The 19,325-nt window shown below is 67.7% G+C and carries 14 protein-coding genes; 7 read left to right on the forward strand and 7 right to left on the reverse strand.

Going from position 1 to position 19,325, the window contains the following annotated elements:
- Window positions 1-8 precede the first annotated feature (8 nt).
- The gene (locus tag CLG96_RS12200; RefSeq protein WP_107968260.1) at window positions 9-1,790 is read right to left on the reverse strand and encodes an ABC transporter transmembrane domain-containing protein; all 1,782 of its coding nucleotides are present in this window, start codon (window positions 1,788-1,790) and stop codon (window positions 9-11) included.
- A 124-nt stretch (window positions 1,791-1,914) separates the two neighbouring features.
- On the opposite strand from CLG96_RS12200, the gene CLG96_RS12205 reads away from it, so the two are divergent.
- The 3 genes from CLG96_RS12205 to CLG96_RS12215 all read left to right on the forward strand — a co-directional run bounded on the left by CLG96_RS12205 (window position 1,915) and on the right by CLG96_RS12215 (window position 7,279).
- On the forward strand, window positions 1,915-3,177 hold the full coding sequence (locus CLG96_RS12205) for a polyhydroxyalkanoate depolymerase (protein ID WP_107968261.1): 1,263 nt from the start codon (window positions 1,915-1,917) through the stop codon (window positions 3,175-3,177).
- Window positions 3,174-4,157 carry an N-acetyl-D-Glu racemase DgcA gene (gene dgcA, locus CLG96_RS12210; RefSeq protein WP_107968262.1) on the forward strand — a complete coding sequence of 328 codons (984 nt, stop codon included), beginning with the start codon at window positions 3,174-3,176 and terminating at the stop codon, window positions 4,155-4,157. Before CLG96_RS12205 ends, dgcA begins: the two co-directional genes overlap by 4 nt.
- A 104-nt stretch (window positions 4,158-4,261) precedes the next feature.
- A complete protein-coding gene (locus tag CLG96_RS12215; protein WP_107968263.1) occupies window positions 4,262-7,279 on the forward strand; it encodes an L-glutamate gamma-semialdehyde dehydrogenase in 3,018 nt (1,005 codons plus the stop codon).
- Between the two features lie 52 nt (window positions 7,280-7,331).
- On the opposite strand, the gene CLG96_RS12220 is transcribed toward CLG96_RS12215, so the two are convergent.
- Both CLG96_RS12220 and CLG96_RS12225 read right to left on the reverse strand, forming a co-directional pair.
- Window positions 7,332-8,507, reverse strand: a complete 1,176-nt coding sequence (locus CLG96_RS12220; RefSeq protein ID WP_107968264.1) for a mechanosensitive ion channel family protein — start codon at window positions 8,505-8,507, stop codon at window positions 7,332-7,334.
- A 5-nt stretch (window positions 8,508-8,512) separates the two neighbouring features.
- Entirely contained in the window at window positions 8,513-9,535 is a 1,023-nt protein-coding gene (locus CLG96_RS12225) for a DNA topoisomerase IB (RefSeq protein ID WP_107968265.1), read from the reverse strand.
- Between the two features lie 124 nt (window positions 9,536-9,659).
- Between CLG96_RS12225 and CLG96_RS12230 the strand changes: the two genes are divergently transcribed.
- Window positions 9,660-10,247 carry a type 1 glutamine amidotransferase domain-containing protein gene (locus CLG96_RS12230; protein ID WP_107968266.1) on the forward strand — a complete coding sequence of 196 codons (588 nt, stop codon included), beginning with the start codon at window positions 9,660-9,662 and terminating at the stop codon, window positions 10,245-10,247.
- Between the two features lie 18 nt (window positions 10,248-10,265).
- On the opposite strand, the gene CLG96_RS12235 is transcribed toward CLG96_RS12230, so the two are convergent.
- Together CLG96_RS12235 and CLG96_RS12240 are read right to left on the reverse strand one after the other, a co-directional pair.
- The gene (locus CLG96_RS12235) at window positions 10,266-10,550 is read right to left on the reverse strand and encodes a hypothetical protein (RefSeq protein WP_107968267.1); all 285 of its coding nucleotides are present in this window, start codon (window positions 10,548-10,550) and stop codon (window positions 10,266-10,268) included.
- Entirely contained in the window at window positions 10,550-10,750 is a 201-nt protein-coding gene (locus CLG96_RS12240) for a hypothetical protein (protein WP_107968268.1), read from the reverse strand. Before CLG96_RS12240 ends, CLG96_RS12235 begins: the two co-directional genes overlap by 1 nt.
- A 90-nt stretch (window positions 10,751-10,840) precedes the next feature.
- Here CLG96_RS12240 and CLG96_RS12245 point away from each other — a divergent pair, with 90 nt between their 5' ends.
- Window positions 10,841-11,527 carry a S24 family peptidase gene (locus tag CLG96_RS12245; RefSeq protein WP_107968269.1) on the forward strand — a complete coding sequence of 229 codons (687 nt, stop codon included), beginning with the start codon at window positions 10,841-10,843 and terminating at the stop codon, window positions 11,525-11,527.
- A gap of 10 nt (window positions 11,528-11,537) precedes the next feature.
- On the opposite strand, the gene CLG96_RS12250 is transcribed toward CLG96_RS12245, so the two are convergent.
- Complete coding sequence (locus tag CLG96_RS12250) at window positions 11,538-11,720, reverse strand: hypothetical protein (protein ID WP_107968717.1); 183 nt, start codon at window positions 11,718-11,720, stop codon at window positions 11,538-11,540.
- A 149-nt stretch (window positions 11,721-11,869) separates the two neighbouring features.
- Between CLG96_RS12250 and CLG96_RS12255 the strand changes: the two genes are divergently transcribed.
- Together CLG96_RS12255 and CLG96_RS12260 are read left to right on the forward strand one after the other, a co-directional pair.
- Window positions 11,870-13,861 carry an autotransporter assembly complex protein TamA gene (locus CLG96_RS12255; RefSeq protein WP_107968719.1) on the forward strand — a complete coding sequence of 664 codons (1,992 nt, stop codon included), beginning with the start codon at window positions 11,870-11,872 and terminating at the stop codon, window positions 13,859-13,861.
- Window positions 13,861-18,024 carry a translocation/assembly module TamB domain-containing protein gene (locus CLG96_RS12260; protein WP_107968270.1) on the forward strand — a complete coding sequence of 1,388 codons (4,164 nt, stop codon included), beginning with the start codon at window positions 13,861-13,863 and terminating at the stop codon, window positions 18,022-18,024. The genes CLG96_RS12255 and CLG96_RS12260 overlap by 1 nt, the downstream gene beginning before the upstream one ends.
- Before the next feature lie 20 nt (window positions 18,025-18,044).
- Here CLG96_RS12260 and CLG96_RS12265 read toward each other — a convergent pair whose 3' ends face one another.
- Window positions 18,045-19,289, reverse strand: coding sequence for a multidrug effflux MFS transporter (locus CLG96_RS12265; RefSeq protein WP_207796680.1), 1,245 nt, complete (start codon window positions 19,287-19,289; stop codon window positions 18,045-18,047).
- Window positions 19,290-19,325 lie beyond the last annotated feature (36 nt).

A 19,325-nucleotide genomic window follows, 5' to 3' on the forward strand; every position in this document is an offset into this window, starting at 1 on the left:
CCGGATCCTCAGGCGGCCTCGCCCTCGAACTGGAGCCGGGCGAGGCGCGAATAAAGGCCGCCCTGCGCCACCAGCTCGTCATGGCGGCCCTGTTCGACGATCCGGCCATGATCCATCACGATAATCCGGTCGGCGGCGCGCACGGTGGCGAGACGATGCGCGATGACGACCGTCGTGCGGCCCTGCATCAGCCGATCGAGCGCGCGCTGCACCAGCCGTTCCGACTCCGCATCGAGCGCTGAGGTCGCCTCGTCGAGCAGCAGCAGCGGCGCATCGCGCAACAGCGCGCGGGCGATGGCGAGGCGCTGGCGCTGGCCGCCGGAAAGGCGCGCGCCGCCTTCGCCGAGATAGGTATCGAGCCCTTCCGGCAGGGCGCGCAGGAAGGTGGCGGCATTGGCGGCCTCGGCCGCGGCCCAGAGCTCCGCATCATCCGCTTCCCAGCGGCCATAGCGCAGATTGTCCCGCGCGGAGGCGGCGAATATCACGGTCTCCTGTGGCACCATCGCGATGCGCGCGCGGATCGCGGCGGGATCGGCATCGGTCAGCGCCACGCCGTCGATCCTGACGCTGCCCGCCTGGGGATCGTAGAAGCGCTGGGCGAGCTGGAAGAGGGTGGATTTGCCGGCACCCGAGGGGCCGACGATCGCCACCATCTCGCCGGGATCGATGGACAGGGTGAAATCGTCGAGCGCGGCCACGTCCGGCCGGGTGGGATAACGAAATTCGACCTGTTCGAAGCTGAGCGCGCCGCGCCCCGGATCGGGCAGCGGCACCGGATTGGCCGGAGGGGCGATATCCGGCACCTCGACCAGCAGCTCGGCAAGACGGCCGGCGGCGCCGGCACCGCGCAGCAGATCGCCATAAACCTCGGTCAGCGCGCCGAACGCGCCCGCGACCAGCGCCCCCGTCAGCATGAAGGCGGCGATCTTGCCGCCCGTCAGCCGGCCGGCCGCCACATCGACCACGCCCTGCCACATCACCATCGTGATCGCGCCGAAGACGAGCAGGATGACGATCGACGTCATGCCCGCGCGCAGCGCGATCCGCCGGCGCGCCGTGCCGAATGCCGTCTCGACCGCCTTGGCGAAGCGACCGGCCTCGCGCTCCTCCTGGCCGAATGCCTGCACGATCTTCATCGCGCCGAGCGTCTCCGCCGTCATCGCGCCGACATCGGCGATGCGGTCCTGGCTTTGCCGCGAAACGGCGCGCAGCCGGCGGCCGGCGAACACGATCGGCAGGACGATCACGGGTATGCCGAGCAACAGCATTGCCGTGAGCTTTGGCGCCAGCGTGAAGAGATAGACGATCCCGCCAATGCCCATCACCAGATTGCGCGCGGCGACCGAAATGGTGGTGCCGACGATCTGCTCGATGATCGACGTGTCCGCCGTCAGCCGCGAGGCGATTTCGGAGGGACGATTCTCCTCGAAGAAACGTGGCGCGAGCGTCAGCAGGTTGCGCTGTACGGCGGTGCGGACATCGGCGACGACACGCTCGCCCAGCCAGGAGACGAAATAGAAACGCAGTGCCGTCGCGATCGCCAGCACGACCACGATCATCAGCAGATAATGGAAATAGGGCGCGACCTCGTCCGTCCCGCCGCCGGTAAAGCCGCGATCGATGATCCGCTGCAGCCGCTGCGGGATCGCCAGCGTGGCGCCCGCGGCGAGCAGCATGGCAAGCGCCGCGAGCAGGATGCGGCCGGGATAGCGCGCAGCGAAGCGCCAGATCAGCAGAATATTGCCGATATTCCGTCCGGAGGCGGGGGTAGGGGGGCTCGTTTCAGCCATGGGCCGGCCGTCTAGCAGGCAGGTTGGAACGGCTCAACTCGCCAAAGGTTCTTTCTTCGAGCATGGCGCGTGGCGTTGCTGCAATCCGGCAGAGCGCTATATGCGTATCACAGGGAGTCCTGCCGTGCTGTACGATGCCTATGAGTTTCAGCGGTCGCTTCTCGCCGGCGCCAGCGCGATGGCAGGGGTTGGGTCCGAATGGATGCAGAATCCGGTGAATCCGCTTGCCTATACTGCGGCGGCACCGTTGCTCGCGTCCGGGCTCAATGTTTTTGCCCACGCGGCCGCGACTCATGGCAAACCCGCCTTCGGTTTCGTCGAGACGGTCATTCGCGGCGTGCGCGTGCCCGTGATCCAGGAAGTCGTCCTGCGCAAGCCGTTCGGCCAGCTGCTGCACTTCAGCCGCCCTGGCGCGCCCGAGGGGCAACCCAAGCTGCTGATCGTGGCGCCGATGTCGGGCCATTATGCGACTCTCCTGCGCGGGACGGTCGAGCGGCTGCTGCCGCGGCATGACGTCTATATTACCGACTGGTGCGACGCCCGGCTGGTGCCGCTTTCCGAGGGGCGCTTCGATCTCGACGACTATATCGATTATGTCGTCCAGTTCCTGGAGCATATCGGGCCAGGCACGCATGTGCTGGCGGTCTGCCAGCCGGCGGTGCCGGTCTATGCGGCGACCGCGCGAATGTGCGAGGCAGGCAATCCGGCACGTCCGGCGACGCTGACCCTGATGGGTGGGCCGATCGACACGCGTGAAGCGCCGACCGACGTGAACACCATCGCCACGCAGCGGCCGCTCGGTTGGTTCGAGCAGAATGTGATCGTGGCCGTGCCTTTTTATTATCCGGGCGCGGGCCGGCGGGTTTATCCCGGTTTTCTGCAGCTTACCGGCTTCATGGCGATGAATCTCGGCAATCATCTCATCAGCCACTGGACGATGTTCAAGCATCTGGTGGAAGGCGATGAGGAGAGCGCGGCAGCGACCAAGGCTTTCTACGAAGAATATCGCGCCGTCTGCGACATGCCGGCCGAATTCTATCTGCAGACGATCGATCAGGTGTTCCAGCGCCATGCATTGCCCAAGGGGGAATTGATGCATCGCGGGCACCGCGTCGATCCGGCGCAGATCAAGGATGTGCCGATCCTCGCGATCGAAGGCGAGCGCGACGATATTTCGGGACTCGGCCAGACCAGGGCCGCGCTGACCATTTCCACGGCGCTGCCGGAGAAGCTGAAGAAATATTATCTGGCCGAAGGCGTTGGTCATTATGGCATTTTCAACGGCCGCCGCTGGCGCGAGATGATCGCGCCCGTGCTGGAAGACTGGATATTGACGCACCAGCCTGCCGTGATCCAGGCGCTCGGGACGACCGTCGTCACGGGATGAGCGGCATCAGGCTGACCGCCCGGGTCGAGCGCTGGCCGGTGGCGGGCGCCTTCACCATATCGCGCGGTGCTAAGACGCATGTCGACACGCTGCTGGTCGAGGCCGCGGCGGAGGGCGTCGTCGGGCGGGGCGAGGCGACCGCCATCTATTATCATGGCGAGACGGCGGAGCAGATTGAGCAGATCGTTACGGCGCTAGGCATGGTGCCGGAAGATAGATCGCTTCTCCGCAATATCCTGGGGAAGGGCGCCGCGCGCAATGCGGTGGATTGCGCGCTATGGGACTTGGATGCGAAGCGGAGCGGCCGGCCGGCCTGGCGCGCGGCGGGACTTGAGCTGCCGCACGCGGTGACGACCGCCTTCACCATATCGCTCGGTGACCCTGAGCGGATGGAGGCGGATGCGCGCAAGGCGGGTGGGCGCTATCCGCTGCTCAAGCTGAAGCTGGCGGGCGAGGGCGATATCGAGCGGGTGGCGGCGGTCCGCCGAGGCGCGCCTGAGGCGCGGCTGATCGTCGATGCCAACGAGGCCTGGACCGGACGCGACGTGGAGGCCGAGGCTACGGCGCTCGTTCGCTATGGCGTCGAGTTGATCGAGCAGCCGGTGAAAGCCGGGCAGGATCATCTGCTCGACGGCGTGACATCGCCCATCCCGCTCTGCGCCGACGAAAGCTGCCAGGACCGGAGCGACCTCGCCCGCTGCATCGGTCGATATGAGGCGATCAACATCAAGCTCGACAAGGCCGGCGGGCTGACCGAAGGGCTGGCGCTCGCTGCCGAGGCGCGGGCCGCGGGGCTGGAGATCATGGTCGGCTGCATGCTTTCCACCTCGCTCGGCGTGGCGCCGGCCTTCCTGTTGGCGCAGCAGGCGCGCTGGGTGGATCTGGACGGGCCGCTGCTGCTGGCCAAGGATCGGCCGGGTGGCTTCCGCTTCGACGGCGGCACGATGATGCCGCACGACCCCGGCTTCTGGGGCGGCTGAGTTTCGCCTTTTCGGTCCACCTTCATTTCGGAACGGGACAGCCTATAGGGGCGCCATGATGGACGCCCCCGACATGGATCGGCGGGCGCCGCCGGAGACCATGAATGACGATCGATTCTTCCGCCATACGCCCTGAATTGCTGGCCGAATTGCGGGCGCTGCACCGCGCGCCCGAGCCCGAGGTGCTGGCGCGCCTGCTGCCCGACGCGACACTCGATTCGGGCACGCGCGCCCGCGTGGTCGGCCATGCGCTCGACCTGCTCGCCGATCTTCGCGTGGCGCAGCGCGAAGGATGGGTGAACCAGTTCCTGCAGGAATATCGGCTGAACAGCTCGGAGGGCGTGGCGCTGCTCTCGCTCGCCGAAGCCTTTCTGCGCGTGCCCGATCCCGAGACGGCGGACCTTCTGATCGCCGACAAGCTGGGCGATGCGGATTGGCGCGCGCATCGCGGAAAATCCCATTCGAGCTTGGTCAACACCGCGACCTGGGGCCTGGTGATCGGCCGCGCGCTGGTGAGCGACAGCGGGCAGGCGGGTGCGCTCAAGCGGCTGATCGCGCGCGCGGGCGAGCCCTTCGTGCGGCAGGCGGTGGGTGCGGCCATGCGGATGATGGGCGAGATATTCGTGATGGGCCGCACCATCGACGAGGCGATCGGCCGGATGGACAGGCGCGAGAATCGCGGCTTCACCGCCAGCTTCGACATGCTGGGCGAGGCTGCGCGCACCTATCCCGACGCGGAACGTTATTATCGCGCCTATGTCGATGCGATCGCTGCCGTGGGCCGCGCGGCGGCGGGGAAAAGCGGGGGCGTCGAGGCGCGCCATTCCATCTCGGTCAAGCTTTCCGCGCTTCATCCGCGCTATGAGGTGGCGCAGTGGCGCAAATCGGTGCCCGCGCTCACCGAAATGCTGGAGGCGCTGAGCATCCAGGCGGCGGAAGCGGGGATCGGCCTGACCGTCGATGCCGAGGAATCCGAGCGGCTGGAGATGAGCCTGGACATCATCCGCGCGGTGGCCGGGCTGCCGGCGCTCAAGGGCTGGGACGGGTTCGGCATGGCGGTGCAGGCCTATGGCAAGCGCGCGCGGCCGACGATCGGATGGGCGGATGCGCTGGGGGCGGCGACCGGACGGCGCATCGCGGTGCGTCTCGTCAAGGGCGCCTATTGGGACAGCGAGGTGAAGCGCACGCAGGAGGCGGGGCTTTCCGACTATCCGCTGTTCACGCGCAAGGCGGCGACCGACGTCTCCTATCTCGCCTGCGCGAAGGATATGCTGGCCGCACCCAACATCTATCCCGCCTTTGCCAGCCATAATGCGCTGACGGTGGCGACGATCCTCGAATGGGCGGGCGCGAGCCGCGATTTCGAGTTTCAGCGGCTGCACGGCATGGGCGAGGGGCTTTATGAGAAACTCGTTCGCGAACAGGGCTATAGATGCCGTATCTATGCACCCGTGGGAGGTCATCGCGACCTGCTGGCCTATCTGGTGCGGCGCCTGCTGGAAAATGGCGCCAATTCGAGCTTCGTCCACCAGCTCGCCGACGAGCGGCTGTCCGACGAGCAGCTGCTCGCCGATCCGGCGGAGAAGATCGCGGCGGTGCGCGGCAGCCGGCATCCCTCCATCCCGCTTCCGGCCGACCTGTTCGGGGCGGCGCGGAAGAACAGCATAGGGATTGATCTTCAGGATCGGGAGATATTGGCCGGCGTCGCCTCCGACATCCGTCATGCGCGCGTGACGGGGCAGGAGGCACAGGGCCATGACGATGTGGCGGGCGTGGTCACGCGGGCTGTATCCGGCTTTGCGGGCTGGTCCGCGACGCCGCTCGCCAAGCGCGCGGCGATCCTCGAGCGGCTAGCCGATCTGCTCGAGGCGCATCGCGGCGAGCTGATGGCGATCGCGGTGCAGGAAGCGGGCAAGACCATCCCCGATGCGCTCGGCGAAGTGCGCGAGGCGGTTGATTTCTGTCGCTATTATGCGGTGCAGGCGCGGACGGGCCTGGCGCCCGTGGAGCTGCCCGGGCCGACGGGCGAGCGCAATGTGCTGCGCCATGAAGGGCGCGGCGCATGGGCCTGCATCGCGCCCTGGAACTTCCCGCTGGCGATCTTCCTGGGGCAAGTGGCGGCGGCGCTGGTGGCGGGCAACAGCGTGGTCGCCAAGCCCGCGCCGCAGACGCCGCGCATCGCCGCGCGCGCGGTGGAGCTTGCCCATCTGGCGGGCGTGCCAGCGGATGCGCTGCTGCTGCTGACGGGTGGGCCGGATACGGGCGCGGCGCTGGTGGCGGATGCGCGGATCGCGGGCGTCGCCTTCACCGGATCGACCGCGACCGCCAGGCGCATCGCCCGCTCGCTGCTGGAGGAAGAAAGCCGGCCGCTTGTGCCGCTGATTGCGGAAACGGGCGGAATCAATGCGATGCTGGTCGATTCTACGGCGCTGCCCGAACAGGTGGTGGCCGATGTCGTGACCTCCGCCTTTCGTTCGGCGGGGCAGCGTTGCTCGGCGCTCAGGCTGCTGCTGCTTCAGGAGGATATAGCCGGGCGGACGCTGGAGATGCTGGCGGGCGCGATGGATACGCTGGTGGTGGGCGATCCCGCCGATCCGGCAACCGATATCGGCCCGGTGATCGACCGGCCGGCTTATGATCGGCTGATGGCCTATCGCGAGAGCATGCGGGCCAATTGGGTGAAGACGGTGGAGGTGCCGCGTCAGGGCCTGTTCGTGCCGCCGACCGTGATCCGGCTGGGCGCGATCGAGGAGCTTCGCCAGGAATGGTTCGGCCCGATCCTGCATGTCGCGACCTGGGAGGCGGGCGCGCTGGACGAGACGGTGGCGCGGGTCAATGCGTCGGGCTTCGGGCTCACCATGGGGCTCCACAGCCGCATCGCGCGCGCGGCGGAGACGGTGGAGGCGCTGGCGCGGGTCGGCAACCTCTATGTCAACCGATCGATGATCGGTGCCATCGTCGGATCGCAGCCCTTTGGCGGGGAAGGGCTATCGGGCACCGGGCCGAAGGCGGGCGGGCCGAATTATCTGCATCGCTTCGCGGCAGAGCGGGTGACTTCGACGGACACGACCTCGGCCGGCGGCAATGCGAGCTTGCTCTCGCTCGACGATATCGGGTTCTGAGAACTGCTTTCACCCTCATCCCTGTCTTTGCAGGGATGAGGGGAAGGGGAAATCAGCCGCCCCTTTGCTCATGGCCGTGGATCGGGCGCGTCTCTGCGGCATAGGGCAGGACGAAGCGGCCGTCGGGGGCGGCGGTGAAGCTCGTCTGGGTGGGATAGGCAAAGTCGATCCCCTCCGCATTGAAGCGCTTCAATATGGCGATGCAGACCTTGTGACGGGCCTCGAATATCTCCTCATAAATCTCTGACATCACATCGAACTGAAGCTCGAAATCGAGGCTCGAGCTGTTGAAGTTGGTCATGCCGCAGCGGACCAGCTTGCACTTGTCATGCGCCTCGACGATCTCGCGCGCGAGCGTGGGGATGCGCGCGCAGACCTCGGGCGGCGTCTGATAGGTGACGCCGAGCGTCAGAACATGGCGGCGGCGCGCGAGCCGCGCCATATTGTGCAGCTCCTTATTGAGGAGGTTGGTGTTGGAGATCACCACTTCCTCGCCGGTGAGTGCGCGAACGCGCGTCGTCTTGAGGCCGATCGCCTCGACAGTGCCCGAGGTGGAATCCCAGCGCACCGAATCGCCGCGCCGGAAAGGCTTGTCGAAGATGATCGACAGCGCCGAAAAGAGATCGTCGAAAATGCCCTTGGCCGCGAGGCCGATGGCGATGCCGCCGATGCCGAGGCCGGCGATCAGGCCGGTGACGTTGACGCCCAGATTGTCGAGGATTAGCACGCCCGCGATCGTGAACAGCACGACCGTGACGAGCAGCCGGATGATGCCGATCGCGCTGCCGAGCGTGCCATTGTCCGTATCGCCCGCGCGATGCTCGACGATGCCGAGGATCAGCTCGCGCGCCCAGATCGCGGCCTGGAGCGCCGCGGCGATGGTGAAGAAGATGTTGATCGTGTCCGCGACCGCGCGGGGCGGGGCGGCATAGCCGTCCACCAGCTTGGCGGCGAAGGCGACCATGAACCAGATATGGGTGAGCGAGATGGCGCGGCCGATCGTCGTCGGCCAATGGCTGAAGCCCGCGTCGCGCGCGCACAGGCGCAGGCCGAAGGAGCGGATGCCGAGCAGGATCAGGACGATGGCGATGCCGATGCCGATCGCGATGAGGATCTGGAGATAATGGCCGGCGAGCCAGAGCGTGGCTTGATTCCAGAAATCGCGGAGATTGGCGGCGGACGCGAGGAGCGGGTCCGCCTGTCGGGCGGCGTCAGTGGTGTTGGTCATAGAGGTTAGGCGGCCTCGGCTGGTTTATCGGCCATGGCGGCCAGGACATCGAGGAACCCGATCAGGGCTCGCTCGTGCGAGGACAGATATTTCGTGGCGCGCGGCAGCTTCAAGTCACAAATGCGCGATCCGTCGCCCGTGCGGCACAGCTCGATGAGCGCGGGATGGACATAGGATTTGCGGCTGATCGCCGGCGTGTTGCCCAGTGCCGCGGCAACGGGCTCGAGCATCGCCTTGAGCGACGGCCGCCCGTGCCCGGCCGCCTCGACGATGTGGCGGAAGGCCAGCACGCTCGCCCCCCAGGTGCGGAAATGCTTGGCGGTGAAATCGCCGCCGGTCGCATCGCGTATATAGGCGTTGACCTCCGACGAGCCGATCGGATGCGCCTCGCCATGCTCGTCGAGATATTGGAAGAGCTTCTGGCCGGGCAGATCCTGGCAGCGGCGGACGATGCGGCTCAATCGGCTGTCCTGGATGGTAAGCCGCTGCATCCTGCCCGACTTGCCGAGATATTCGAGCTTCACCCTGGCGCCGCTGACCGTGGCATGGCGGCTGCGCAGCGTGGTCGCGCCGAAGCTCCGGTTCGCCTTGGCATAGGCTTCGTTGCCGATGCGGACCCGGCCGAGATCGAGCAGGCGGACGATCGCGGCGACGACCATGTCATGACCGAGCCCACGCCCCGCCAGATCGGCCTCGACCCGCGCGCGGAGCCGGGGAAGGGCACGGCCGAAATCGGCGCAGCGATCAAATTTCTCCGCCTCCTGCACGGCGCGGAATTCGGCATGGTAGCGATATTGTTTGCGGCCCTTCTCGTCATAGCCCGTCGCCTGGATATGGCCGCAGGGATCCGGGCAGAACCAGGCGTTGCGATAGGCGGGCGGCAGGGCGATGGCATTCAGCCGGTCTATTTCCGCCCGATCCCTGATCCGCTGTCCCCGGGGATCGAAATAGGCCCAGCCGCGGCCGGCGCGCCGGCGGCTGATGCCGGGCTGGCTATCGTCCACATAATGGATTTTCGCGGCCGTCATCGGGCGAAAGGCTCCTGTCATGCTGGCCGGTGAACGACACGTTTCCCCGCTTCGTTCCGGAACGCGGCGTCGCAGTCGCCGTTCAGGGAAGGCAAACCCCCAGGGATTGAGGAGCCCGTTCGATATGACCGATATCGCTGAAGCCAAGGTGCTGATCATCGCCACGGATGGTTTCGAGCAGTCCGAATTGTTCCAGCCACGCGAGACGCTGATGGACGCAGGTGCTACCGTTCTGCTCGCATCGCAGAAGACCGATCCCATCCAGGGCATGGAGCATGACATCAACAAGGCGCAGACGATCACGCCGGACCTGACGCTCGCCGATGTCGATGTCTCCGAATATGACGCGCTGCTGATCCCAGGCGGTGTCTCCAATCCGGACAAGATGCGGCTGGATCAGGAGGCGCTGCGCATCGTGCGCGACTTCGTGTCGGCCAGGAAGCCGGTGGCGGCGATCTGCCACGGGCCATGGTTGCTCGCCGAGGCCGACGTGATCGAGGGGCGCACGCTGACCTCCTGGCCATCCATCCGCACCGATCTCGCCAATGCGGGGGCGAATGTGGTGGATCAGGAAGTGCAGGTGGACGGCAATCTGATCACCAGCCGCAAGCCGGCCGACATTCCCGCCTTCACCGAGGCGCTGATCCTGGCGATTGAGGAGCAGGAGGAAATTCACGAACTGAGCGCGGACGAGCAGAGCCGCGTGGAGTGAATCGCCGCGCTCGGGCTTCTATCTATCCTCGATCGTCAGCGCTTCGATGGCGAGGCGGGTGCCGTCGGGGCCTTCCTGCGCGCTGACGGCGATGTCGGCCAGGAGATGGCCGGCAAGTGCGCTCATGCCTTCCAGCCGGGCAGCAAGGTCGGTGGCCGGATGTTCCAGCAGCAAGGAAAGGCGATGGCGTGCGCCGGTGAAGGTGGCGCTGGCCCAAGGCGTGCTGTGCGCCTCGCGGACGAGGAGGCCGGGGCCGGCTTCGGCCGCGATGGCGCGGAGGAGGGCGGACTGGGCATCGCGCATCAGATGCGCCTCCGGCCTTCGAGCCCCTGCTGGCGCAGCGTGAGATAGGCGATGACGCGGCTGACGGTCGCGGGGCGCGGCTCCCGCCCGTTGCGCAGATCCAGGACGAAGCGGGGATCGCCCACCGCCTCGCGCCCGAAGCGCGTGGCGGGCGTTCCGCTTGCCCGGAGATAGCGTTCGATCAACGACAAGAGATGCACCGCGCGACTCCCTGACTGTTCATGATATGTTCTATTAATCTCGTCTGATTTCCTACTTGTCTAGGAAATTTCCTATCGCTAGGAACGGCCATGGCCGAGGATCCCCGTGTTGCATTGGCAAGGCTCGTCGCCGAGCGGGGGGAGGATTATGCCTCGCTGTCGCGCCTGATCGGCCGCAACGCGGCCTATCTTCAGCAATATGTGAAGCGCGGCAGCCCGAAACTGCTGGCGGAGGCGGACAGGAAGCTGCTGGCGGATTATCTGGCCGTGCCCGAAAGCCTGCTCGGCGGGCCGGAGGACGAAGGGGCACGGCTGCGGCTGGTGTCCGCCAGTGCACCGCGCGCGCGGCGCGAGGCCGATCTGGTGCTGGTGCCCGTGCTGGAGATCGGCGCTTCGGCGGGGCCGGGCGGCATGGCGGAGGATGAACGCGCGCGCACCGAAATGGCTTTCCCCGGTCAATGGTTGCGCGAGCTTGCGGGCGGCAGCTTCGCCGGGCTTTCGATCATCCGCGTGAAAGGCGATTCGATGGAGCCGACGCTTGCCGACGGGGACCATATATTGGTGGACCGTAGCGACGCGGCGGAGCGGCTGCGCGACGGAATCTATGTGATCCGTGTCGAGGAGGCGCTGATCGTCAAGCGGCTGGCGCTGAACCTGCCGGGGGGCAGGACGGCGATATTGAGCGATAATCCCCGATCGCCCGCCTGGCCCGATTATGATCCGCGGCGCATGGCGGTGATCGGCCGGGTGGTGTGGGCCGGCAGGCGGGTGGGATAGGGCCTTGGTGCTACCGTTCCCGGCTGCGATCGAACAGCCATAGCGCGAGCGCGAAAGCGACGCCCAGGCCGAGGCCGATCAGCAGGCCGGCCGACGGCTGGCCCAGGAAGATGCCGATGAAGGCGCCGGCAAGCGCGCCCAGCGCGATGAAGATGCCATGGGCACGGGTAGGGGGCGTGGAAGGGCTGGCCATGCCGGCTCCTTGCCACCGGCCACCTGCCAGCGCCAGATGGCGCGGGCCCTGGAAGCGCTGCAACATTCTTCGCAATTCGTCGGATTCGGCCTGCTCCCCCGTCTTTGCCTGCTGGCGAAGGGCGTGGCGTGCCGCTAGGCATGGCCATCATGTTCCCGGTGCCCCTGCGTTCTCCCTTCCGGACATTGACGGCGATCGCGGCGGCATTGCTCCTCACCATGCCGGCGGACGCGCAGGATGCGCCGCCTGTGACGGACCAGCCCCTTCCGGATGCCGACGGCGATTCCCTCGATCCGGATGCGCCGCTCACGCCCTTGCCCGATCTGGGGGTCGACTGGCCGGATGTTTCGGGGGCCGAGGCGCCGCCCGGCGTGCCGGCGCGCCCGGGCAGCCCGACCGAGCCGCAAAATGCGGAAGGCCGCGCGCTACGCTATCAGGTGATATTATCGGGGCTTCAGGGCCTTCCCGACAGCCTGCGCACCCGTTTCAACGAGCTTTCGACCCTGAAGGCCGGGGAGGACAAGCCCGCCAACACCGCGCAGATCGACCGGCGTGCGCGCGAGGACGAGACGCTGCTGCGCGATCTGCTGCGCGCCTATGGCCATTATGCTGCGGAAGTGACGACCGGGGTGGAGGCGGGCGCGGGCGACAGCCTGACCGTGTCGCTGGGCGTGGAGCCGGGGCCCGTCTATAATTTCTCTTCCGTGTCGCTGGAGGGGGTCGAGAAGACGGGCGCCAAGGCGGAAGGATTGCGCCGCACGTTCGGCGTGGCGCCGGGCGATCCGGTGAATGCGGACGCGGTGGCCGGGGGGCAGGCGAGGCTGAAGGAGGAGCTGGGGCAGCAGGGCTTTCCCTTCGCGCGGGTCGGCGAGCCGCAGGTGACGGTGGACCATGATACGCGCACGGCAATGCTGACGATGGATGTCGATCCCGGCGGAGCGGCGCGGTTCGGGCGGATCGTGACGCATGGCAAGCCGATCTTCACGCCCGAGCATCTCGCCATCATCGCCCGTTTCCGCCCCGGTACGGACTATGATGCGGCGCTGATCGAGGATTTCCGCCGTGCGCTGATCGCGACCAGCCTCGTCTCCTCGGTGCGGATCACGCCCGTTCCGGCGGCGGAGCCGGGCGTGGTCGACATCGCCGTGCGGCTGGAGCCCGCGCCCAAGCGGACGATCGCGGGCGAACTGGGCTATGGCACCGGCGAGGGCATCCGTGCGGAAGTGAGCTGGCAGCATCGCAATCTGATCAAGCCCGAAGGCGCGGTGACGTTTCGCGGCGTGGCGGGCACGCGCGAACAGCTTCTGGGCGCGAGCCTGAGGCGCAGCAATTTCCGTGATCGCGATCAGGTGCTGACCGCTCAGCTGGTGGCGAGCCACACTAATCTGAACGCCTATGACGCGCGCACCTTCACGCTCGCCGCCGGGCTGGAGCGGCAGACCAACATCATCTGGCAGAAGAACTGGACCTGGTCGCTGGGCGCCGAGCTGCTGACTTCCGATGAGCGCGACACCGAACGATCGACGGGGCTCGCCCGGCGGCGGACCTTCGTGATCGGCGCGCTGCCGACGAACCTTGCCTATGACGGATCGGACAATCTGCTCGATCCGACGCGCGGCTGGCGGCTTGCGGGGCGCGTTTCGCCCGAAGTGTCGTTTCAGAACAGCCCCTTCGGCTATGCTCGCGTCCAGCTTGACGGCAGCGCCTATCTGCCGATGCGCGAGGGCGTGACGATTGCCGGGCGCGTGCGGCTGGGATCGATCGTCGGCGCCAGCCGCGATCGCATCGCGCCATCCCGCCGCTTCTATTCGGGCGGCGGCGGATCGGTGCGCGGCTATGGCTATCAGGATATCGGGCCGAAGGATGCCAATGGCGATCCGGTGGGCGGACGCAGCCTGGCCGAATTCGCGCTGGAGGCGCGGGTGCGCTTCGGCGATTTCGGGATCGTGCCCTTCATCGATGCGGGCAATCTCTACACCTCGCCTCTGCCGGCGCTGACCAATTTGCGCTACGGCGCGGGGCTGGGCGTGCGTTACCATACGAGCTTCGGGCCGATCCGGGTGGATGTCGGCACGCCGCTCAACCGTCGCCCGGGCGATTCGCGCATCGCCGTCTATGTCTCGCTGGGCCAAGCCTTCTGATGGAGAAGACGGTGCTTCCCGTCCAGCCTCGGCGGCGCTGGTGGCGACGCCTGCTGAAATGGCTGGCGAGTGCGATATTGGCGCTGCTGGGGCTCCTGGCTTTCCTGGTCTGGGCGATCGACACGGGCCCGGGGCATCGCTTCCTCACCGATCGTATCGCGGCGCTCAGGCCCGCATCGGGGTTACGCATCCGCATCGGCCGGATCGATGGATCGATCTGGGATCGGGCGACACTGCGCGACTTGCGTCTCTATGACAATCAGGGCCTTTTCCTGGAAGCGCCCGAGGGGGCGCTCGACTGGCGGCCCGGCGCATGGCTCGCCAATCGGCTGGAGATACGCAGCCTCACCTCCGACCTGCTGATTCTGCATCATTTGCCCAAGCTGAGGCGCACGGGCGGGCCGACCCTGCCATCCTTCGACATTCGCATCGACCGGCTGCGCATCGATCGCCTGATCCTGGGCGCGGCGGTCGCCGGGCACGAGCGGAGCGCGCGGATTGCGGGCCGGGCGAATGTGCGGCGGGGGCGTGCGCTGGTCGACCTGACGGTACGGAGCATGGCGGGCGATCGGCTGGCGCTGCTGCTCGATGCCGAGCCGGATCGCGACCGTTTCGATCTGGAAGCGCGGATGAGGGCGCCGGCGGGCGGCGTGATCGGCGGGATCATCGGCACGAAGCGGCCGATCGCGGCGCTGGTGACGGGCAAGGGGCGCTGGCGCGCGTGGGACGGCAAGGCGCTGGCCAATGTTTCGGGCCGGCGGGTGATCGATCTGGCGCTGGGCGTGCGCGACGGACGCTATCTGCTCGACGGACGGCTGGCGCCATCCGAGATCATGCAGGGCAAGCTGCATCGACTGACCGCACCCTCGATTGCGGTGAAGGGCGAGGCGGCCTTTGCCGAGCGGCGACTGGACGGCAGGCTATCGCTGCGTTCGGAGGCGATGGACGTGCAGGCGGCGGGCGTGCTCGATCTGGCCGAGAGCGCATTTGAGGGGATGCGGCTGGATGCGCGACTGCTTCGTCCGGAGGCGCTTTTCTCCAATATGAGCGGGCGGGACATCCAGCTGACGGCGACGCTCGACGGGCCCTTCGCGACGGCCAGCTATGATTATGCGATCGCGGTACCGCGCTTCGCCTTCGGCACGACCGGCTTCGAGGGCGCGCGCGCGAGCGGGCGGGGTCGGCTGATGGGATCGCCCTTCGCGCTGCCGGTGCGCTTTACCGCGCGGCGGGTGACGGGGGTGGGCGATGTGGCGGGCGGCATACTCGCCAATCTGCAAGTCGACGGCCTGCTCCATATCACCGCGCGCAGGCTGACGGGCGAAGCGATGCGGCTCGATTCGGACAAGCTCAAGGGGCGGCTGTCGCTGCTCGTCGATCTCGTCACGGGACGCTATGACGTGACCGTTTCGGGCGGGCTGACCCGCTATCTGATACCGGGGCTGGGCGTTGTCGATGTGACGACGGATTTGCGCGTCGTTCCCGGGCCGGGTGGGCGCGGGACGAGCGTTGCGGGGCATGGCCGGGCCTGGGTCCGGCGGCTGGACAATGGCTTTCTGCGCTCGCTGGCGGGCGGGTTGCCGCGGATCGACACGCGGCTGACGCGCGGGCCGGACGGGGTGCTGCATTTTGCAGGGCTGGTGCTGACGGGCCCCGAGATCCGCGTCACCGGATCGGGCCTCAGGCGGCGCGACGGGACATTCCAGCTCCAGGGCAGCGGCCGGCAGGGCCGCTATGGCGATTTCCGCATCGCGCTCGACGGCAATATCGCGCGGCCCAAGGTGGATCTGCTGCTCGCCCGGCCGGTGGACGCGCTGGGCGTGACGGAGATGGCGCTCAATCTCGATCCGACGCCCGAGGGCTTCGCCTATCGCACGGCGGGCAACAGCTATCTCGGGCCCTTCACCGGGGGCGGGCGCATATTGATGCCCCGCAATGCGCCCGCGGTGCTGGACATTGCGGCGCTTGACCTGTCCGGCGCGCGGGCGAGCGGACAGCTTCGATCCGATCCGGGCGGCTTCACCGGTGCACTCGACGTGGCGGGCGGCGGGATCGACGGGCGGCTGCTCTTCTCGCCGGCGGGCGACATGCAGCGGATCGAGACGCATCTCGCCGTCAATGGCGCGACCTTTCGTGCCGGGCCGAACATCATGGTGCGGCGTGGCGCGATCGATGGGGTTGTTCTGCTCGATCCGGCGGGCACGTCGATCGAGGGGCGCGTGAATGCGCAGGGGCTGCAGCGCGGCGCGCTCAGCCTCGCCCGGCTGGCGGCGACGGCGCGGCTGCGCGCCGGCACGGGCGCGATCGAGGCGACGATCGCCGGATCGCGCGGGCGGGCCTTCGACCTGAAAACGGCGCTGCAGGTGACGCCGGACCGGCTATCGCTGACGGGCGAGGGGACGATCGACCGGCGGCCGGCCCGGCTGGTGGAGCCGGCGGTGCTGACGCGCGACGGCGGCGGCTGGCGGCTGGCGCCGACAAGAATGACCTATTCGGGCGGCGGCGCAACGCTCTCCGGCCGGTTCGGCGAGGGGCCCAATGAGCTGGCGGCAAGTCTTGAGCGCATGCCGCTCTCCGTGCTCGACATGGGCTATCCGGGACTGGGCCTCAGCGGCATGGCGAGCGGGCGGCTGACCTATGCGCAGGCCGGACCGGACGGCGCGCCGACGGGCCGGGCGGACCTGACCGTGCGGGGGCTTTCGCGCGCGGGGCTGGTGCTCTCCTCCCGCCCGGTTGATGCCGCAGTCGCTGCCGTGCTCAACGGGCGCGGGGCGGCGGCGCGCGCGGTGGTCGCGAGCGGCGGGCGGACGATCGGGCGGGCGCAGGCGCGGCTCTCTCCGCTCGGGCCGGGCGCGGACATCGTTTCGCGGCTGATGGCGGCACCGCTCTTCGCGCAGCTTCGCTATGGCGGCCCGGCGGATACGTTGTGGCGGCTGACGGGCGTCGAGACGATCGATCTTTCCGGGCCGGTGGCGGTGGGCGCGGACATGACCGGCACGCTGTCTGATCCGCTGATCCGCGGCTCCGTGCGGTCGAGCGCGGCACGGATGGAAAGTGCCGTCACCGGCACGATCGTCGAGAATATCCGGGCGAGAGGCCGTTTCAACGGATCGCGCCTCGTGATGGACGACATGGCCGGCACCACGCCGGGCGGCGGCACGGTGCGCGGGCGCGGCACATTCGATCTCTCCGCCGCGCACGGCTTCGGCATGGATTTGCAGTTCGACGCGGTGAATGCGCTCGCGCTCAACCGCGACGATATCGGTGCCACCATCACCGGGCCGCTCACCATCCGTTCGGACGGGGCGGGCGGCGTGATCGGCGGCGACCTGCGCCTCAACCAGGCGCGCTTCCGCCTGGGGAGTGCCGCCGCCACCGCCGTGCCGCGCCTGGCGGTGACCGAGATCAACCGGCCGGTGGACGAGGCGGGGGATATGCGGCCGGCGGCGCCCTGGCGGCTCGACGTCCATGCGGTCGCGCGCTCGCGGCTGGATGTGACGGGGCTTGGCCTCGACAGCGAATGGCGCGCGGACATCAATATTCGCGGCACCGCGACCGATCCGGCCATCACCGGGCGGGCGGACCTGATGCGCGGCGGATATGAATTTGCCGGGCGGCGCTTCGATCTCGAGCGCGGGCAGATCCGCTTCCAGGGCGAAACCCCGCCCGATCCGGTGCTCGACATCGTGGCGCAGGCGAGCATCCGGGGCTTGAGCGCCACCATCCATGTGACGGGAACGGGGCAGAAGCCGGATATCGCCTTTGAGAGCGTGCCATCGCTGCCCGAGGACGAGCTGCTTTCGCGCCTGCTGTTCGGCACGTCGATCACGCAGCTTTCCGCGCCCGAGGCGTTGCAATTGGCGGCGGCAGTATCCTCGCTGCGCGGCAACGGCACGGGGCTGAACCCGATCAACGTAGTGCGTCGCGCGGCGGGGCTGGACCGGCTGCGCATCCTGCCGGCGGATGTGGCCACGGGGCAGGGCACGTCCGTCGCAGCGGGCAAATATCTCAACCGGCGGACCTATGTGGAGCTGATCACCGACGGCGCCGGCTATTCCGCGACGCGCATCGAATTTCAGATCACACGCTGGCTTTCGATCCTGTCCAGCATTTCCACGATCGGCCGGCAAAGCGTGAACATGCGCGTGTCGCGCGATTATTGAGATTGTATCGAGATTGACGATCAGGCCGGCTGGACATGCGGGCGGAAGAGCCTGCCCTTCTCCGTGAGCATCACGATCAGCAGCGCTGCGATGCCGACCAGCAGGAAGCCCATCGTCACCGGCACGGTCGTGCCATCGAATTTCTGGCCGATGACGATGCCGATCAGCGCACCGCCGACCGTGGACATGAAACCCTGCACCGAGGAGGCCGTGCCCGCGACATGGCCGACCGGCTCCATCGCCATCGCGCTGAAATTGGAGGTGACGAGGCCGAAGCAGAACATCTGGGCGCATTGGAGCAGCGCGAAGGACCAGATCGTCTCCAACCCCAGCATGGCGCAGAGGCCGTGCAGCAGCGCGACCAGCACGAAACCGACCAGCGCGCCATGAGATAGGAGACGTGTGCCCAAATGCTCGACGAAGCGTGCGTTCACGAAGGAGGCGATGCCCATGAAGGACGCGGCCAGGGCGAAGATCAGGGTGAACAGCCGTTCGGCATGGAACACGTCCGCGAAGATCTGCTGCACCGAATTGATGAAGCCCATCAGCGCGCCGAACAGGCAGGTGACGGCGAGCGAATAGCCGAGCGAGATGCGCTGGCCGAGCACGATCCGCGTCGCGGCGAGCACCTGCGCCGGGGCGATGGGCCGGCGATGCTCGGGATGGAGCGTCTCGCGCATGCGGAGCGCCGCCCAGAGCACCACCATCGCGCCGAAGGTCGCGAGGAAGAAGAAGATATAGGGCCATGGCGCCAGGAACAGGATGATCTGGCCGATGCTGGGCGCAAGGATCGGCACGGCGAGGAAGATGATGAAGGAGAGCGACATCACCCGCGCCATCTGTCGCCCCGAATAGCAATCGCGCACCACCGATACGGCCAGCACGCGCGGGGCGGCGGCACCGATGCCTTGGAGCGCGCGCGCGATGACGATCGTTTCGAAATTGGTGGCGAAGCCGGCGAGAATGCTGAACAGCGTGAAGAGCGACAGGCCCGCGATCAGCACCGGCTTGCGGCCGAAGCGATCGGCGAGCGGGCCATAGGCGAGCTGCGCGCTGCCGAGCCCCAGCATATAGGCAGCGATGATCCATTGCCGCTGATTTTCCGAGGCGATGCCGAGTGCCGATCCCATTTGCGGGAGCGCGGGCAGCATCGAATCGATGCCGAGCGCCGTGATCGCCATCAATGCGGCGATGAGGCCGACAAATTCGCGGAAGCCCATGCCGGGATCATGGGCGCCGGCGAGGCGCGCGGGGGCTTCGTTCATCTCGGAATCTCTCGTGCGGGACGCCCCTTGGGCTCG

Source organism: Sphingomonas oleivorans (assembly GCF_003050615.1).
GTDB lineage: Bacteria > Pseudomonadota > Alphaproteobacteria > Sphingomonadales > Sphingomonadaceae > Sphingomonas_H > Sphingomonas_H oleivorans.

Excerpts from the sequence above, each read along its gene's own strand:
- CLG96_RS12200 (WP_107968260.1), bottom strand. The coding sequence starts at position 1,790 with ATGGCTGAAACGAGCCCCCCTACCCCCGCCTCCGGACGGAATATCGGC.
- dgcA (WP_107968262.1), top strand. The coding sequence starts at position 3,174 with ATGAGCGGCATCAGGCTGACCGCCCGGGTCGAGCGCTGGCCGGTGGCG.
- CLG96_RS12215 (WP_107968263.1), top strand. The coding sequence starts at position 4,262 with ATGACGATCGATTCTTCCGCCATACGCCCTGAATTGCTGGCCGAATTG.
- CLG96_RS12220 (WP_107968264.1), bottom strand. The coding sequence starts at position 8,507 with ATGACCAACACCACTGACGCCGCCCGACAGGCGGACCCGCTCCTCGCG.
- CLG96_RS12225 (WP_107968265.1), bottom strand. The coding sequence starts at position 9,535 with ATGACGGCCGCGAAAATCCATTATGTGGACGATAGCCAGCCCGGCATC.
- CLG96_RS12230 (WP_107968266.1), top strand. The coding sequence starts at position 9,660 with ATGACCGATATCGCTGAAGCCAAGGTGCTGATCATCGCCACGGATGGT.
- CLG96_RS12235 (WP_107968267.1), bottom strand. The coding sequence starts at position 10,550 with ATGCGCGATGCCCAGTCCGCCCTCCTCCGCGCCATCGCGGCCGAAGCC.
- CLG96_RS12245 (WP_107968269.1), top strand. The coding sequence starts at position 10,841 with ATGGCCGAGGATCCCCGTGTTGCATTGGCAAGGCTCGTCGCCGAGCGG.
- CLG96_RS12250 (WP_107968717.1), bottom strand. The coding sequence starts at position 11,720 with ATGGCCAGCCCTTCCACGCCCCCTACCCGTGCCCATGGCATCTTCATC.
- CLG96_RS12255 (WP_107968719.1), top strand. The coding sequence starts at position 11,870 with ATGTTCCCGGTGCCCCTGCGTTCTCCCTTCCGGACATTGACGGCGATC.
- CLG96_RS12260 (WP_107968270.1), top strand. The coding sequence starts at position 13,861 with ATGGAGAAGACGGTGCTTCCCGTCCAGCCTCGGCGGCGCTGGTGGCGA.
- CLG96_RS12265 (WP_207796680.1), bottom strand. The coding sequence starts at position 19,289 with ATGAACGAAGCCCCCGCGCGCCTCGCCGGCGCCCATGATCCCGGCATG.